General features: G+C 66.5%; 16 protein-coding genes and 1 pseudogene. 9 read left to right on the forward strand and 8 right to left on the reverse strand.

Translation table 11 applies throughout. From position 1 onward, the window contains the following. Positions 1-735: pseudogene (locus tag AB0F86_RS24745) on the reverse strand (toxin glutamine deamidase domain-containing protein); the annotation flags it as partial. On the opposite strand from AB0F86_RS24745, the gene AB0F86_RS24750 reads away from it, so the two are divergent. Next, positions 670-876, forward strand: coding sequence for a hypothetical protein (locus tag AB0F86_RS24750; protein WP_356986031.1), 207 nt, complete (start codon positions 670-672; stop codon positions 874-876). The pseudogene AB0F86_RS24745 and the gene AB0F86_RS24750 overlap by 66 nt on opposite strands. Positions 877-3309: 2433 nt before the next feature. On the opposite strand, the gene AB0F86_RS24755 is transcribed toward AB0F86_RS24750, so the two are convergent. The 6 genes from AB0F86_RS24755 to AB0F86_RS24780 form a co-directional block, all read right to left on the reverse strand. Further along, positions 3310-3630 (reverse strand): type VII secretion target, encoded by a 321-nt coding sequence (locus AB0F86_RS24755; RefSeq protein WP_067641115.1) that lies wholly within the window; start codon positions 3628-3630, stop codon positions 3310-3312. Continuing rightward, positions 3627-4130: a YbaB/EbfC family nucleoid-associated protein gene (locus tag AB0F86_RS24760; protein WP_225281863.1), complete on the reverse strand. Its 504-nt coding sequence runs from the start codon at positions 4128-4130 to the stop codon at positions 3627-3629. The genes AB0F86_RS24755 and AB0F86_RS24760 overlap by 4 nt, the downstream gene beginning before the upstream one ends. 95 nt (positions 4131-4225) lie before the next feature. Further along, complete coding sequence (locus AB0F86_RS24765; protein WP_225281864.1) at positions 4226-5575, reverse strand: SagB family peptide dehydrogenase; 1350 nt, start codon at positions 5573-5575, stop codon at positions 4226-4228. A 27-nt stretch (positions 5576-5602) separates the two neighbouring features. Next, a complete protein-coding gene (locus tag AB0F86_RS24770; protein ID WP_356985932.1) occupies positions 5603-6580 on the reverse strand; it encodes an ABC transporter substrate-binding protein in 978 nt (325 codons plus the stop codon). A 75-nt stretch (positions 6581-6655) separates the two neighbouring features. Continuing rightward, positions 6656-8692, reverse strand: coding sequence for a M13 family metallopeptidase (locus AB0F86_RS24775; protein ID WP_356985931.1), 2037 nt, complete (start codon positions 8690-8692; stop codon positions 6656-6658). 97 nt (positions 8693-8789) lie between these two features. Further along, complete coding sequence (locus AB0F86_RS24780; RefSeq protein ID WP_067491087.1) at positions 8790-9209, reverse strand: hypothetical protein; 420 nt, start codon at positions 9207-9209, stop codon at positions 8790-8792. A gap of 301 nt (positions 9210-9510) precedes the next feature. Between AB0F86_RS24780 and rplN the strand changes: the two genes are divergently transcribed. The 4 genes from rplN to AB0F86_RS24800 are packed head-to-tail and all read left to right on the forward strand — an operon-like array spanning position 9511 to position 10953. After that, positions 9511-9879, forward strand: coding sequence for a 50S ribosomal protein L14 (gene rplN / locus AB0F86_RS24785; RefSeq protein WP_019045060.1), 369 nt, complete (start codon positions 9511-9513; stop codon positions 9877-9879). Position 9880: 1 nt separating this feature from the next. Next, a complete protein-coding gene (rplX, locus tag AB0F86_RS24790; RefSeq protein WP_067491085.1) occupies positions 9881-10198 on the forward strand; it encodes a 50S ribosomal protein L24 in 318 nt (105 codons plus the stop codon). Between the two features lies 1 nt (position 10199). Continuing rightward, entirely contained in the window at positions 10200-10763 is a 564-nt protein-coding gene (gene rplE / locus AB0F86_RS24795; RefSeq protein WP_067491083.1) for a 50S ribosomal protein L5, read from the forward strand. Positions 10764-10767: 4 nt separating this feature from the next. Further along, positions 10768-10953 carry a type Z 30S ribosomal protein S14 gene (locus AB0F86_RS24800; protein ID WP_040731429.1) on the forward strand — a complete coding sequence of 62 codons (186 nt, stop codon included), beginning with the start codon at positions 10768-10770 and terminating at the stop codon, positions 10951-10953. A 140-nt stretch (positions 10954-11093) separates the two neighbouring features. On the opposite strand, the gene AB0F86_RS24805 is transcribed toward AB0F86_RS24800, so the two are convergent. Further along, positions 11094-12665: an alpha/beta hydrolase gene (locus AB0F86_RS24805; protein WP_356985930.1), complete on the reverse strand. Its 1572-nt coding sequence runs from the start codon at positions 12663-12665 to the stop codon at positions 11094-11096. Between the two features lie 390 nt (positions 12666-13055). Here AB0F86_RS24805 and AB0F86_RS24810 point away from each other — a divergent pair, with 390 nt between their 5' ends. From AB0F86_RS24810 to rplR, 4 genes are all read left to right on the forward strand, one after another. After that, positions 13056-13700 (forward strand): YoaK family protein, encoded by a 645-nt coding sequence (locus tag AB0F86_RS24810; RefSeq protein WP_356986023.1) that lies wholly within the window; start codon positions 13056-13058, stop codon positions 13698-13700. Between the two features lie 241 nt (positions 13701-13941). Further along, positions 13942-14340 (forward strand): 30S ribosomal protein S8, encoded by a 399-nt coding sequence (gene rpsH / locus AB0F86_RS24815; protein ID WP_067491077.1) that lies wholly within the window; start codon positions 13942-13944, stop codon positions 14338-14340. Between the two features lie 15 nt (positions 14341-14355). Then, positions 14356-14895, forward strand: a complete 540-nt coding sequence (gene rplF / locus AB0F86_RS24820) for a 50S ribosomal protein L6 (protein WP_067491075.1) — start codon at positions 14356-14358, stop codon at positions 14893-14895. 2 nt (positions 14896-14897) lie between these two features. Beyond that, on the forward strand, positions 14898-15305 hold the full coding sequence (gene rplR, locus AB0F86_RS24825) for a 50S ribosomal protein L18 (protein ID WP_067491072.1): 408 nt from the start codon (positions 14898-14900) through the stop codon (positions 15303-15305). Positions 15306-15323: the final 18 nt, after the last annotated feature.

The following is a 15323-nucleotide window of genomic DNA, read 5'->3' on the forward strand; positions in this document are numbered from 1 at the left end:
ATCCCACCATACCGGGCCGCTCGCGCCGGGCGGATAGACGATTACGGTGGCGTGAGCACCATCGATCTCCGGCGAACCGTCCGGGTTGAATTGCGGAATTCCGTTTTTGTAGGCCTGCCAGGTGTTGATCAGGAGCGCAGAGGAACCTGGGCCCATTGCCGCGACATGATCGCGTAGCGCCTGGAACTGCGCCGGAATCGGCACACCTCCGAAGTGGAGCGGCGTCTCGCCGAGCCATGCGGCCGCGCGCGCGGTTCCGCCGACTTCGCCGTTGCGGTCGTCCCGAGTGCCGTCGGGAAGGGAGTCCGGCCACCGCGGGGCCGATACCTGGGGGACACCGTAGAACGAAGACAGTGCCGACAGCGAGCAGTCGAGACAGTTGTTGCTTCGGCCGGGAACGTGGGGTCCACCGTCGTTGACCAGCCGCCCGTACTGATTTGTACGTGGATCGGCGCCCACAACAAAGGAATTGCCGTTGCGGAGCTGATCTTCGACGTCGTGCTGATATGTCGCCTGCTCGACAGGCTCGAGACGATTCGGGCCGTGTACCCGGGTATCGGAAGGGTTCGGGAAGCGAGCCGGGGTGTTGGCTCTCGCGATGTCATTGCTGATCGAACGCAGGTCGTCGGGGCTCAGCGGGGAATTCGGCGCGCTCGGTGGTAGCCCCATGTGCTCGCGCAGGCTGTTGGCGAGGTCGTACGGGTGTTGTTGAGTATTGACGCGGAGATCGGCCATGGTCGGGTCGGTGGTGAAGTCGATGTCCACCAGGAATTGGTCGCCGCCCAGGAGTGCCTGCGCGTGGTTGAAGGTGGCGTCTATCGCGGCCTGGGCGTATTCCATCTCGACCTGCAACTCGGCAGGCGTCATCAGGTGTGAGTTGGGGATGTAGGCGCGAATGGTTGCGACCGAGACCCAGCGGGTGCCGACCTGGAACCTACGAATTCGGTACGAAGGGCGGGGCGTGGTCGGCGTTGTGCCCGCGGCTACCGGAGTGGTCCGGCCGTCGTGTGGTGGCTGGTTGCGTAATGCCTCGCGGAGCGGACGGGCGTTAGGGCTGTGTCCAGGATCGGGCAGGTGATTCTGCGTGACCGCGCTGGGTGTCGGAGTTGTTGTCGCGGGGGTACTTCGTGGTGATTCTTGGTCAGCGGCGGAGGGGAGCGTGCTGTCCGGCTGTCGGCTGTCCACCTCGGGCGAAGGCGCCGGGGCCGAAATCTCGGCAGTTGTTCGACTCGACGTCGGCGACGGCGTAGATGGTGCGGCGGGGTGACTGGGCGTCCCGGGGAGGGCCCCGACGGGCTCGTTCTGTGGAGCCGGACGGGACGAAGGTGCCGGGGCCGGTTTCTGGGTGGTCGGGGTAGTGGTGGGCGGTGTCGTCAAGCCGTGGGTAGGCGGTGTTGACACCGTCGGTTGATTGGTCGCAGCACTCGGAGGTGTTGTGGTTCCGGGCTGAGTGGTCGGCGCAGTGGCGGGTTGTGAACTGGAAGTGGTTGTGGCCGCCGATGTTTCGCTGGACGCGGGTGCGGTGGTGGGGTTAGCGGTCGGTGGCTGGGTGGTGCTGCCGACGGCTGTTGGTACCGAGGCGGGGACGGTAGTGGTCGGCGTTTGCTGAGGTGACGATTCGGGCGCTGTGCTCGGGGGTGAGGTGTTCGGATTCTGTTGCGCCACCAGCGGGTCGGTTGTCTCGGATTCCGGAGCGACGGTTGTCGGTGACTGTTGGGGCGGAAGGTCGAGGGTGGAGGTGTCGGTGGTGAGCGGTGTGGACTGAGCAGGTGCGTCCGGGACAGTGGTGGACGGCGGGTTCGACGGAGGGGCGTCGTCGTTGGTAGGTGGGCCGTTGTCGGGAGCCGGATCGCCTGTCGGTTGCGCGGTCTCCGTGGCGGGTGTTGGTGGTGTATCGGCGGTGGGATTCGACTGAGGTTCTTCCGCCGTCGGGGGATTCGTAGACGGAGACGAATTATCGGTGATCCCTGGGTCATTGGTGTTCAGCCCGGCTGAGGGAACGTCCCCATCATCGGAAGGTATGGAGGCGCTGGAGTCCGGGTTGGTGGTGACCGGGGCCTCGGGCGCGGCGGTAGCGGCGGGATCGGTTCCTGTGGCAAGTGCGGAAACACCGGTGTCGGCTGGTGCGGATGTCGCGGGTTCGCCGGTGGCGGCTGGGGCAGTCTGGGCGGGATCGCCGGCGGCGGGTGCCGATGTGGCCGGATCGCCGGCGGCTGCCGGGGCGTTGTTGTCGACTGGTGCCGACGTCGACGGGGAGCCGTTGTCGGGAGCGGACGTCGAGGGTTCGCCGGTGGCAGCGGGCGCGGTGGCGGCGGGAGCCTCGGTAGTCGAGGCGGCAGGGACACCGGTGCCGAGGTCGGGGACCGTGGGCGCCTGACCCGGCGAGGAACCCGATTCGAGGGCGGTCTGGACACCGCCGGCACCGGCACTGGTGAAGGTGTCGACACCGAGGTCGAGGTTGAATTCCTGGCCGAGGAAGGCGGCACCGACTCCGGCGGCCGCGGTTTGAGCAGAGATGTCGGCGCCCAGTTCGGTGACGGTGCCGCCGACGACCTTTCCGGCGAGTTTGCCCACGGTGGAGCCTGCGGTGTCGGCGAGAGCGCCTGTGCCGCCGCCCAATACACCACCGACCGCACCACCGACCGCCCCGCCGAAGGTGGCAAGACCGAGGTCGGTCCAGCCGAACTTGTCGGCGGTGCGGTCGCCGTTGGAGACCTGGATCAGGCGGGCTGCCAAATCGACGCCGCCCTCTTCCAGGGCTTCGAAAGCGGCACCGCGCAAGGCGAGTCGGGCTGCGGCTTTGGCGGCACCCCGGGTGAGCATGCGGGCGATGAGTTGTTTGATCGCCATGCGCACCGCGATCTGGCCTGCGACGCGCGCGGCGACACCGGCGACCGCACCCACACCCGTCCAGGAGGTCGCCAGCGCCACGGAGAGCTCGACCGCCGTGACGATCATCGTTCCGATGATCACCAACTTGGTGTGCTCGATATCGTTGGCACCGTCTTCGAGCAGCGTGGCTTGGGTTTCACACCATTTGCGTACCGCCGTCATCGTCGCCTGGTCTCCGGACAGCAGCTTGTCGCGGAAAGTGGCTATGGCGGTGTGGGTTTCACCTTCGGAGATCGCTGTCAGCGCGGCGTTCAGCGCCAGCGCGGCCGCGTCGTCGACGGTGTCGAGAGTGCCGGCCACCGCAGTCCACCCGTCGGCGACGCGGCGCATGGCGGTTTCGTCGCCATCGGGCCAGTCACCGGCGCCGAGGATGTACTTGGCGACCCATTGCAGTTCGTCGGGGATCTCGATGCCCATTTACAGAGCACCCTCGGCCTGGGCGATCTGCCCGGCGTGGCCGGTGTCCTGGTTCTGGAATGTGTCGGCGATGGTCACCATGTTGGTGCCCAGCTGCGTCATCACGGTGGCCAGACCGGTGATCGCCTGCTGTCCCGGCTCGACGCCGGGTGTGTAGTTCTTGGCGAACGCGGCGCCGATCTCGTCTCCACCCCAGCATTCACCTTCGGCCGCGATCACCGCCGCCAGCTGCTGAGCCGCTGTGGTGATGGTCGACGCGACCGATGTGAAGGCCGGCTGGGTGTTGCGCAGGCCGTCGGGGTCGACGTTCAGCGAACTCATCGCAGGTAGTTGCGGTTGCGGAAGTAGCCGTCTTCGTCGTCTTCATCGTCGACGAGACCGCGCGGAGCCTCGGCGACCGGTTCCGGTTTCGGTGGCGCGGGCGGGGCGAGCTGGGCCATCAGTTCTTTCATGCTCGGTGCGCCGGGAACCAGGTCGGACAGGTCGGGCATGGCTGCCGAGATCGGGCTCAGTGCCTCTTCCTGGGTACGGGCGGTCTGCCGGCCGAGCTCGCCGAGGGCTTCGGTGACGGAGCGGCCGAGGGACTCAGGAGTGGAGCGTTTGAAGGCGTCCGGTTCGATGTGCACTTCGGACACCCCGGCGATATTGCCCGAAGCGCGCACCAGCCCGTCCTCGGACCACACGCTCACCAGTTCGGCCGCACGCGCCTGCATTCCGAGCAGCGCCGACTTCTCCGACGCGAACATCTCGAGCATCGAATCGATCTGCGCACGCAGGGCGTTGTTCTCCGCACGAGTCGGCGCCGACCAGTCGTCGTTCATGAAACCCTCGCTCCGATAGAAAGCACGTCGATTGGTTGGACGCACTCCCCGCGTCGCGGGTTGCATCTTGTGACGTAGCTCTCACGCGAAGTTTCTCAGCGTGCGGGGGAGCCGACGATGATGCTGCCGACGTTGCACTCCTCGAGTTCGTCGAGGCCGGTGGCGGTGGCGAAGGCGGAGGTGTCGGAGAAGCCCTGGGCGACGACGCCGAGGTTCATGGCGGTGGCCGAGAGGTAGACGGTCTGCATGAAGACGCCGACGTGCTTGAGGATGTTGGCGTAGGCGACCTGTTCGTAGCTCCACATCACCCGGCCCGCGCGGGCCGAAACCAACAGGACAACTTGGGGTTCCGCGCCACCGGCCAGGGTGGCCGAGGTGGACTTCACCAGTTTCTGAACGGCGGGGGAGTCGAAGGGGGCAACGTGGCGCAGGGCGTGGTCGACCGAATCGTAGTGGTACATCCCGCTTTCCAGGCCTGCCACATTGCGCACCACGGGGTAGACCTCGAGCTCGTAGGCACCGCCGCCGGAGGGATAGGGGCGGGAGCCGTCCTCGCGGGTGCGGGCGCTGCGGAAGAGCAGCTCGCCCAGCTGGGCGGTGGTGACGGGGGCGCTGTCGTCGAAGGCGCGGGTGGAGACGCGGTCCTCGAGGGCGGCCGACAGGCTCGGGTCGCCGACGCGAAGCGCGACCAGATCGGGCTTCGGCAGGAAGATCGGGTCACCGGCGAAAGGCGCTCGGCGAGCGGGCAATTCGGGGAACTTGCCCTCGGCCCAGCGGGTCGGTCCGAAATCGTCCCAGGTGACCGTGCGGGCGCCGAGCGTGCTGCGCCGGTGGAACCACAGGTCGGGCGCGTTCCAGGAACGGGTGGTGAACTCGTGCTCCTCCTCGTCACCGTCGACGAGGAACCCGCACCACTGCAGGTCGGCCATGAACTGCGTCTTCACCGCGGCGGCCACCGGTGAATCGGCGGCCAGCGGCCCGTCGAGCAGGGCTAGCAGGCGCGGATCGTGGATGCGCAGATCGCACCACGAGCGCGGATGCTCGAGCACGAAACCCTGCGCGTCGCGGTGCAGCACGGCGAATTTCGACAGCGTGGCCGACCAGGTCGGCAGTGCGACCTCGGGCCGGGGCGCGGGCTGGGCGAACGGGCGGATGCTGTAGAGATCGCGGCCGCCGTCGCGCACGGTCACCGCGAGCCAGCCGCCGTCGGTGAGCTTGCGCATCAGGCCGGTGATGTCGTCACCGGCGGCCGCGGTCGCCATCTCGGCGGCCGTCGCCGGGCCCTGGTTGAGGGTTTTCAGTGCCTGCAGTGCCCCCGCGCCCAGACCGGTCAGCTTCTCGTTGCGCGGCGGATTGAGCAGCACCGCACCGGCCGGCGTGGTCAAACAGGTGACACCTGCGCGGAGGGCGAACCGAGTCTGGGCGGGATATGGGGAGGCAAGCACGGTGAATCCTCGAGTTGTGGGTGGAGCTTATTTCGCGGCGGCGGCGAACGCGGGTTCGAGCTTGTCGAGCATGTACGGCACCGACAGGGCGCTCGGCTGGTTGATCGCGCTGATCTCCTGCGTGGTCAGGAACACCACCGAACCCTTGCGCACCGACGGCAGTTCGGCGTAACCCGGCAGCTGGCGGTACTTCTCGTCGAGACCGGGGGAGTAGCCGGCCAGCAGCAGATCGGCGGTGAGCTCGTCGACGCGCTCCGGCGACAACGCCAGCCGGCCCTGGTTGGCGGGCTGCGCGGTGAGGTTCGCCGGAATCGACATGCCGAGCTGGGTGAACACCTTGGCCGAACCGTCGTTGGGGTCGGTGAGCACCATCAGCTGAGCGGGGCTGGCCAGCCAGGTGCTGGCGAAGGTCTTGCCCTTCAGGCCCGGGTTGGCGGTGGTGATGGCGGCGATCTTGTCGTCGACCTTCTTGATCGTCGCGGTCGCGTCGGATTCCTTGTGCAGCACCTTGCCGAGGGCCGCAACCTGGTCCTGCCACGGCGTGACGGCGTCCTTGGTGAGCGCGGGGATGGTCGGCGCCACCTTCGACAGGTCGTCGTAGGTCTTCTGATCGGCGATGAACGGGTCGGCCAGGATCAGGTCGGGTTCCAGCGCGGCGACCTGCTCGGCGACGCTGCCCTGGGTGTTGAGCGCGGTCGCGGACTTCAGGCTGTCGGGCGTCCACGGCGGGGTGCTCTTGGACAGCGCGGAGACGTTGTCGATGTAGCCGACGGGCACCACGCCGAGCGCCAGCGTGGAATCGAGCCACTGATTGCCGAGGGCGACAATCTTTTTCGGCGTCCCGGTGACGGTGGTCTCGCCGCGGGCATGGGCGATGGTCACCGCTTCGCCCGAGCCCGCCTCGTCCTCGGTGGAACCACAGGCGACGACACCGAAGGCGAGCGCACCGGCGAGCGCGGCCACCGCGGCGCGCCGCCAGCCGCGTGAAGTCCGAACTGACGTCATGAGCGCATCCTCCATCGAGCAGGTTTAGGTCAGCCTAGGCTAACCTACGGCGAATCGGGAGGGTGCAAGCCCCGTCTACAGGGCGACGCGCTGGTCGGCGGGCATGAACAGCTTGTCGCCTTCCTTCACATCGAAGGTCGTGTAGAACTCGTTGATATTGCGTACCACCTGGTTGCAGCGGAATTCGTTGGGGGAGTGCGTGTCCTGCAGGCCCTGCAGGGTGGCCTCGACGGTCTGCTTGTCGCGCCACTGCCGCGCCCACGACAGGAACACCGAGCGGAAATCGGGCGTCTCGCCGGACCGCTGCGCCACCTTCTTGTACGCCTCCAACGCGATCTGCAGGCCGCGCAGGTCGGCCAGGTTCTCGCCGACGGTCAGCGCGCCGTTCACGTGCTGACCCTCCGGTGCGCCCTCGGGGACGAGCACGTCGTACTGCGCGATGATCTGCTCGGTCTTGGCCTCGAACGCGGCGCGGTCCTCCGGCTGCCACCAGTCGCGGCGGTTGCCGTCACCGTCGTACTTGGAGCCCTGATCGTCGAAACCGTGCCCGATCTCGTGGCTGATCGTCGAGCCGACGGCGCCGTAGTTCACCGCGTCGGTGGCGTCCTTGTCGAAGAACGGCGGCTGCAGGTAGGCGGCGGGGAACACGATCTGGTTGGTGGTCGCGCTGTAGTAGGCGTTCACCGTCTGGGGCGACATGCCCCACTCCGAGCGGTCGACCTCGGTGCCGAGGCGGGCGAAGGCGCGCTTGGACTCGAAAGCGTTGATCGCGAGCAGGGATTCGATCAGCTTGCCGCGCTTGATCTGCACCGAGGAGTAGTCGACCCACTTGTCGGGGTAGCCGATCTGGGCGACGATCTTGTCCAGCTTGGCGATCGAGGCCTGGCGAGTGGCCTGCGATATCCAGGTGGAGTTGGTGAAGTTGTCGCGCCACGCGGCGGTGACATCGGCGACCATCTCCTTGGCGCGTTCCTTCGCCGAGGGCGGAAAATGCTTGTCCACGTACAGCTTTCCGAGCGGCTCGCCCAAATTGTCGTCGACCACGCCCACCGCGGAGCGCCACATCTCCGGCTTCTCCTCCAGCCCGGCCATCGCCCGTCCCACGAATTCGAAGCGCGCGTCGGCGATCGCCTTGGGCAGGAACCGCGCGTAGGTGTCGGCGACGTGCAGCTTGAGGTAGTCGCGCCACAGGGCGATGTCGACCTCGCTCCACAGCTGCGCGGCCGCGGTGACGAACGACGGCTGCCCGACGACCATCTTGTCGAACAGCGACTTGGGTCGGTCGGTCATGCCCGAAAGCCAGGGATCCCAGTCGAACTGCGGTCCCAGCTTGGTGAGCTCGTCCCAGCTCATCAGGTTGTAAGTGGCGTCGGTGTCGCGCAGCCGCACACTGTCCCAGTGCGCCACCGCGATGCGCTTCTCCAGGTCGAGCACGCGCTGGGCCACCCCGGCCGGGTCGGGCAGGCCGATGCCCTGCGCCAGCTTCTCCAGGTACACCTGGTAGCCCGCCAGCTGCTCGGCGAACTCCGGCTTGCGGTAGTACTGCTCACCGAGCATCAGGCCCGACTGGCCGACGCTGGGGATATAGGCCTTGGAGTTCTTCCGGTCGATGCCGATGCCCATCCCGATCAGGCCGGCGATCGGTGCGATCGCCATCTCCTTGGCCAGCTCCGGCTTGCCCGGGGCTTTGTCGATCGCGGCGAACAGCCCGGCAAGCGGCGTGATGCCGAGGCGCTCGATCTCGTCGAGATCCAGGCGCGCGTCGTAGAGATCCTTGATCTGCTGCGCCTCCGAACCCGGCTCCGGATCGGAGATGGATTCGATGATCGCGCGCAGCTGATCGAGGGTCCGGTCGTTGGCGTCGGTGATCGCGCCGACCGAGGCCTTGTCCGGCGGCAGCTGGTAGTCGCGCAGCCAGGCGCCGTTGACGTGGCGGTACAGGTCGTCCTGCGGGCGAATCGCCGGATCGCCCCCGCTCAGATCCACACCGTTCAACTGCGCCGCGGGCGCATCGGACGAGCACGATGCCAGGGCGACGGCCACCGGCACCAACCCCATGGCGGCCAGGAATGCGCGGCGGTCGACAACCGACGGACGGCCGGACTGTGTCACAGGACTTCCTTCCCCGATGCGGCAACCGCACCCATGCTCGTTGCGATCCAGCTCGCACAGGCTACCGGCGCGGCTGCCGTCTCGGGGGCTGCGGCGATCAGGAAGAGCTGCCCGCGCTGCCGGTCGCCAGGTCACAGGCCAAACCACTGCCCGCGTTGATGATTCGCATGACCGTCGGTACGCGCTTGGAGACCAGCGGCATGCCGGTGGCGTGCAGCAGCGCCGTCAACTGCACTTCGACCTCGGATTCCACGTGGTAGAACGCGGTGGCCTTGGCAACGGTGACGCCGCCGACGGTGACCTCGAGGTCGACGGTGTCGCTGGCGAAGAACTTGCCGTTGGCGACGAAGTCGACCTGGGCACCGACGTAGTCGTCGAGGCCGACGACGTCGATCTTGGAGGTGCAGCCGACCGTGAGGGTGTCGGTGAGCATGTCGATGACGGGCCCGGCGGCGGCCTGCGGCGCGAGCACCGTGAGGACGGCGGCGAAGGCAGTGGAGGCAAGGGTGAGTTTCATGGTGGCTCCTCGTCGGCTCGTCCCCGCGACGAGCCTGGGGACCGTAACAACGGGGCGCACGCGCGCACGGCAGTTTGAAACATATTCGCTTCAAATTGGCCGACGACCCCCGATTTGGGTCGACCTGGGGATTCACCTACACTAGACCGGTTGCCTGCGGGAGCTCTGCCCTCGCAATCCGGCCGTGAACCCCCAGTGGTGGACAAAACCGCTGGCAGGCGCGCGTCTGGTGGGTGACTGACCATGTGCGTCGGGTCGGCAATCCGGCGTACGTATACATCCAGGTCCAGGAGGTGCTGAAGTGATTCAGCAGGAGTCGCGACTGCGCGTCGCCGACAACACCGGGGCGAAGGAAATCCTTTGCATCCGCGTGCTCGGTGGCTCGTCGCGTCGCTATGCCGGTATCGGTGACATCATCGTCGCCACCGTCAAGGACGCCATCCCCGGCGCGAACGTCAAGAAGGGCGACGTCGTCAAGGCTGTCGTCGTGCGCACCGTCAAGGAGCGCCGCCGTCCGGACGGTTCCTACATCAAGTTCGACGAGAACGCCGCTGTGCTGATCAAGGCGGACAACGATCCGCGCGGCACCCGCATCTTCGGCCCCGTCGGCCGTGAGCTGCGCGACAAGCGTTTCATGAAGATCGTTTCGCTGGCCCCGGAGGTGCTCTGACATGAAGGTGCACAAGGGTGACACCGTGCTCGTCATCTCGGGCAAGGACAAGGGCGCCAAGGGCAAGGTCATCCAGGCCTACCCGGCGACCGGCAAGGTTCTCGTCGAAGGCGTGAACCGCATCAAGAAGCACGTCGCGGATTCCGCCAACCAGCGTGGCGCCTCCTCGGGTGGCATCGTGACCCAGGAAGCCCCCATCCAGGTTTCCAACGTGATGGTCGTCGACTCCGACGGAAACCCGACTCGCGTCGGCTACCGCACCGACGAAACCACCGGCAAGCGGGTTCGGATCTCCCGTAAGAACGGGAAGGACATCTGACATGACCACCTCTGAGCAGACTCAGCCCCGGCTGAAGGCGCGCTACCGCGCCGAGATCAAGGACGCGCTGAACAGCGAGTTCGAGTACGCCAACGTGATGCAGATCCCCGGCGTGGTCAAGGTCGTCGTCAACATGGGTGTCGGCGACGCCGCCCGTGACGCGAAGCTGATCAACGGTGCCGTCAAGGACCTCGAGCTGATCACCGGCCAGAAGCCGGAGATCCGCAAGGCCACCAAGTCGATCGCGCAGTTCAAGCTCCGTGAGGGCATGCCGATCGGCGCCAAGGTCACCCTTCGTGGCGACCGCATGTGGGAGTTCCTGGACCGCCTGGTCTCCATCGCGCTGCCCCGTATCCGCGACTTCCGCGGCCTGTCGCCGAAGCAGTTCGACGGCAACGGCAACTACACGTTCGGCCTGAGCGAGCAGTCGATGTTCCACGAGATCGACGTGGACTCCATCGACCGCCCGCGCGGTATGGACATCACCGTGGTGACCACGGCGACCAACAACGAAGAAGGCCGCGCGCTGCTGAAGCACCTCGGCTTCCCGTTCAAGGAGAACTGAGCACATGGCTAAGAAAGCACTGCGCATCAAGGCGGAGGCCAAGCCGAAGTTCGCCGTCCGCGCCTACACCCGCTGCCAGCGTTGCGGCCGCCCCCACGCGGTCTACCGCAAGTTCGGCCTGTGCCGCGTGTGCCTGCGCGAAATGGCCCACCGCGGTGAGCTCCCGGGCGTGCACAAGAGCTCCTGGTGACCCCGCGCTCCTCGTGAGCGCAGCCACCAAGGCGAATACCGAACGAAGGCACGGACTTCCCACCGAAGTCCGTGCCTTCGCGCGTTTCGGGGCCGGAGTGTTGTCCGGGTTGTGGAGATGCTGTCGCTCGACGACTCCACCTAGCTGAAGGGGGAGTGGTCGATGCCGCAGTGCAGGTTTTCGGGTGGGAGTTGGCCGGTGAACAGGTAGTCGCGTTTGGCTTGTTCGGCGCAGGTGCTGGGGACGTACATGCTGCTGTGGCCGGCGCCTTCGATCACCAGGACTCGTGCGGTGGACAGTTGGGCAGCGCCGGCGTAGGCGCCGTGCAGTGGGGTCGCCGGGTCGTAGCGGCTGTTCATGACCAGGATGGGGGCGGCGGTCTGCCGGTTCCATGGGCCGGTGTAGCGGTCGGCGTCGCGGGCGGGCCAGAACGCGCAGGGCATGGCGTTGAAGACGGCGGTGCGGCCGAAGTAGGGGTTGTGTAGGTCTTCGACGGCGGCGACGCGACTGTAGGCCGCGGGTTCGGTCGGGACCATGCTGTCGGCGCACTGGATGGCGTAGAACGCTTCGGCCCGGTTGGCGGGGTAGGCGGGGTCGAACAGCGAGTCGGGTACGAGGGTGGGGGCGCTGGTCGCCGCGTCGAACAGCTGCTGCAGCAAGTTCGCCAGATCGGCGTAGGTGTCGGGGCGCGACAGGCTGCCCGCGGCGGTCACTACCTGCGAGAACGTCCATGGTGTTCCGTCGAGCAGGATGGGGGCGTGGCGGGCCCGTTCGGCCAGCGCGAGCCACTTCAGCTTCGGATCGCCGGCCGAGAACGCGCAGCGCGGGCCCGCCGCCGAGCATTCGCGCAGGAACGCGTCGAAGGTCTCGGCGATGCCGACCGCGACACCCTGCCTGGTGTCTAGGGGAAGGTGGGTGCCCTCCGCGCCGTGCCCGTCGGCGTTGCCCTCGAAGTCGAGCGAACCGTCGAACACCATCGCGCGCACCCGGCGCGGAAACATGTTCGCGTAGACCGCGCCGACCTGTGTGCCGTAGGAGATGCCGTGATACGTCAGCGCGTTGTCGCCGACCGCGCGACGCAGCAGGTCCAGGTCACGGGCGGTATTGGCGGTGGAGGCGTGATTCAGGATCGGGCCCGCCGCCTGACCGCAGCGCGCGGCGAGATCGGCCGAACGCGCGAAGAATTCCGCTTCCTGACTCGCGTCGGTGGGCGTCCCGGGGAAGGTGCCGAAGTATTCGGCCTGTTCCTCGGCAGTGGCGAAACAGCGCACCCCCGCACTGCGTGAGACCCCGCGCGGATCCCACGACACCAGGTCGAAGCGCGCGCGAAGCTCCTCGGAGAACAGCCACGGCCAGCGTGCCCGTTCCCGTAACCGGTCGACGCCCGAGGGCCCAGGACCACCGAAGTTCACGAACAAAGTGCCGAGGCGCTTGCTCGGATCGCTCGCGGGAAGCCGGATGGTGGCCAGTTCGAGCTGCGCACCCGCCGGCTCGTTGTAATCCATGGGTACGCGCGCCAACGCGCACTGGAAACCGTCGTCGCAGTCCGACCAGCTCAACTCGGGAGTCGCCGCGGATTCGGCGAGCCGGTCGACATAGGCGTCGGCGGCGCGAGCGGGGGAGGGGAACGCGAATGTGCCGACACCGAGCAGAACAGCCAGCGCGTAGAAGCCGCCTCGGCGAGTTCCACGGCGCACCGAGCGCGAAAACACCTGCCGAGCCTCCTGCACAGATCCGACGAACTCCGTGAAGCTACCACACCCCTCACCTGGGGAAATCGGTTGTCGCCGAACCTGTTTCGACACCACATCGTGTAGTGCGGTCGATTCACAAAAGTCACACAGAATTCATCGGGAATTACCGGGTTACCTGTGTATTACCGGAACCTGATAATCCTGTGTCTTCTCCGAGAATGTGATCCGAGCAATGGCCCGCAATTCCACTTGTCGCTACCGTCGGGGTTGTCACGACAGCGGGAAGGGTCAAAGTCGATCCCCGATTCGATTCGATGCGAAGGATGTGGGATTGTGACTGCGACCACAGTAAAAAGTGCACGTGACCTGGACAACCGCCAGCCGCTGCGGGGTATCCCGGCAGGCGCGATGACAATGGTGGCGTTTCTTTCGATATTGGCGGGATTTATCGGCGCGGCAGCCTATACACATTCCGCCGGATACTTCGTGACATTCATGACCGGAAATACCGAACGCGCGCTCCTCGGCTGGTTCGACGGCGACTATCTGCTGGCCATCGGCGCGATATCGCTGCTGTTCGCCTTCGGCCTCGGCGTCTTCGTGGCCTCACTGCTGCGACGGCGGCTGTGGCGCAACGGCCACTACGGCGCCTCGGTGGTGACCACGGTCGCGCTGGCCGCCGCGGTGGTGGTCGACTACGTGGTCAGCCGAACCGGCGGGCAGGAACTGGGTTTCGTCCCGATCATGTTCGTCGCGTTCGCGGTCGGCGCGCTCAACACCGCCTTTGTCAAGAACGGTGAGGTCAGCGTCCCGCTCAGCTACGTCACCGGAACGGTTGTGAAACTGGGCCAGGGCATCGAGAGTCACGTCAGCGGCGGCAGTGTGCGGGATTGGCTCGGTTACGGCCTGCAGTACGCGGCCTTCGCGACGGGCGCGCTGCTGGGCGGTGTGATGAGCATGCTGGTCGGCGGCGAGATGATGCTGATCGTGGCCACCGGGGTCTCGGCTTCGGCGATTCTGGCCACCTCCCGCGCGAACCAGCCCGCGTCCTGAACCCCGGATTTTGTCCTGACCACGGCGTTGCCTACACTAGAGCGGTTGCCTGGGCAGATCTGTGTCCGCTCCACGCTCGACGTGGGTGGATCGTGCCGGGCGCCGAGCGCTCGTGAAGAGTACTCATCCGGTCGGTAAGTGCCGCCCGGACCAGCCGAATTGTTGTAGGCCCACGGTCGCCTCGCGAAAGCGGGGAGATGCTGCATGGGAACCGCAGCGAGAAAGGTGTCGAGGTCTAACCATGACCATGACTGATCCGATCGCAGACTTCTTGACGCGTCTGCGCAACGCCAACTCGGCGTACCACGATCAGGTGAAGGCTCCGCACTCCAAGCTCAAGGCGAACATCGCCGAGATCCTGAAGCGCGAGGGTTACATCGCCGATTACCGCACCGAAGACGCGCCGGTGGGCAAGGCCCTCGTCGTCGATCTGAAGTACGGCCCGAGCCGTGAGCGCAGCCTGCAGGGCCTGCGTCGCGTCTCGAAGCCGGGTCTGCGTGTGTACGCGAAGTCCACCAACCTGCCCAAGGTCCTCGGCGGCCTCGGCGTGGCGATCATCTCCACGTCGACCGGCCTGCTCACCGACCGGCAAGCGGCCAAGCAGGGCGTCGGGGGCGAAGTCCTCGCCTACGTCTGGTAAGGGAGGTCTGGACTAATGTCGCGTATTGGTAAAAACCCCATCGCAATCCCGGCCGGTGTCGACGTCAGCATCGACGGTCAGGTCGTCACGGTGAAGGGTCCCAAGGGCACCCTGTCGCACACCGTTGCCGAGCCGATCACCGTCAGCAAAGACGAAGCCAACCAGCTCGTGGTCGCCCGTCCCAACGACGAGCGCGCCAACCGTTCGCTGCACGGCCTGAGCCGCACCCTGATCGCCAACATGATCGAGGGTGTCACCAAGGGCTACGAGAAGAAGATGGAAATCTTCGGCGTCGGTTACCGCGTTCAGGCCAAGGGTTCGAACCTCGAGTTCGCCCTCGGCTACAGCCACCCGGTGCCGATCGAGGCCCCGGAAGGCATCACCTTCGCGGTGGAATCGCCCACCAAGTTCTCGGTTTCCGGGATCGACAAGCAGAAGGTCGGCCAGATCTCCGCTGTGATCCACGGACTGCGTAAGCCCGACCCGTACAAGGGCAAGGGCATCCGCTACGCCGGCGAGGTCGTTCGCCGCAAGGTCGGAAAGACGGGTAAGTGATCATGGCGCAAACTGCTAACCAGAAGGCCAAGCGGATTCCGCTCGGCAAGGACGCATCGACGAAGCGTCGTCTGTCGAAGACCCGCCGTCACTTCCGTCTGCGTAAGAAGGTCGTCGGCACCACCGAGCGTCCCCGCTTGGTCGTCAACCGTTCCTCGCGGCACCTGCACGCTCAGCTCGTCGACGATTCGGTCGGCAAGACCATCGCCGCCGCGTCCTCGATCGAGGCCGATGTGCGTGCGCTGGAGGGCGACAAGTCCGCCAAGGGCGCCAAGGTCGGTCAGCTGATCGCCGAGCGCGCCAAGGCTGCCGGTATCGAGTCGGTCGTGTTCGACCGTGGTGGTCACGACTACCACGGCCGCATCGCGGCGCTGGCCGATGCCGCTCGTGAAGGTGGGCTGAAGTTCTGATGACTGAATTTTCGAACG

It is taken from the genome of Nocardia sp. NPDC023733, from assembly GCF_040639775.1.
Classification (GTDB): Bacteria; Actinomycetota; Actinomycetes; order Mycobacteriales; family Mycobacteriaceae; genus Nocardia; species Nocardia rosealba.

What these genes read in the sequence shown, in the direction of transcription:
- rplR (WP_067491072.1), top strand. Translation starts at nt 14,898, where the DNA reads ATGGCGCAAACTGCTAACCAGAAGGCCAAGCGGATTCCGCTCGGCAAG.
- rplX (WP_067491085.1), top strand. Translation starts at nt 9,881, where the DNA reads ATGAAGGTGCACAAGGGTGACACCGTGCTCGTCATCTCGGGCAAGGAC.
- AB0F86_RS24800 (WP_040731429.1), top strand. Translation starts at nt 10,768, where the DNA reads ATGGCTAAGAAAGCACTGCGCATCAAGGCGGAGGCCAAGCCGAAGTTC.
- AB0F86_RS24810 (WP_356986023.1), top strand. Translation starts at nt 13,056, where the DNA reads ATGACAATGGTGGCGTTTCTTTCGATATTGGCGGGATTTATCGGCGCG.
- rplF (WP_067491075.1), top strand. Translation starts at nt 14,356, where the DNA reads ATGTCGCGTATTGGTAAAAACCCCATCGCAATCCCGGCCGGTGTCGAC.
- AB0F86_RS24780 (WP_067491087.1), bottom strand. Translation starts at nt 9,209, where the DNA reads ATGAAACTCACCCTTGCCTCCACTGCCTTCGCCGCCGTCCTCACGGTG.
- rplE (WP_067491083.1), top strand. Translation starts at nt 10,200, where the DNA reads ATGACCACCTCTGAGCAGACTCAGCCCCGGCTGAAGGCGCGCTACCGC.
- rpsH (WP_067491077.1), top strand. Translation starts at nt 13,942, where the DNA reads ATGACCATGACTGATCCGATCGCAGACTTCTTGACGCGTCTGCGCAAC.
- AB0F86_RS24770 (WP_356985932.1), bottom strand. Translation starts at nt 6,580, where the DNA reads ATGACGTCAGTTCGGACTTCACGCGGCTGGCGGCGCGCCGCGGTGGCC.
- AB0F86_RS24755 (WP_067641115.1), bottom strand. Translation starts at nt 3,630, where the DNA reads ATGAGTTCGCTGAACGTCGACCCCGACGGCCTGCGCAACACCCAGCCG.
- AB0F86_RS24760 (WP_225281863.1), bottom strand. Translation starts at nt 4,130, where the DNA reads ATGAACGACGACTGGTCGGCGCCGACTCGTGCGGAGAACAACGCCCTG.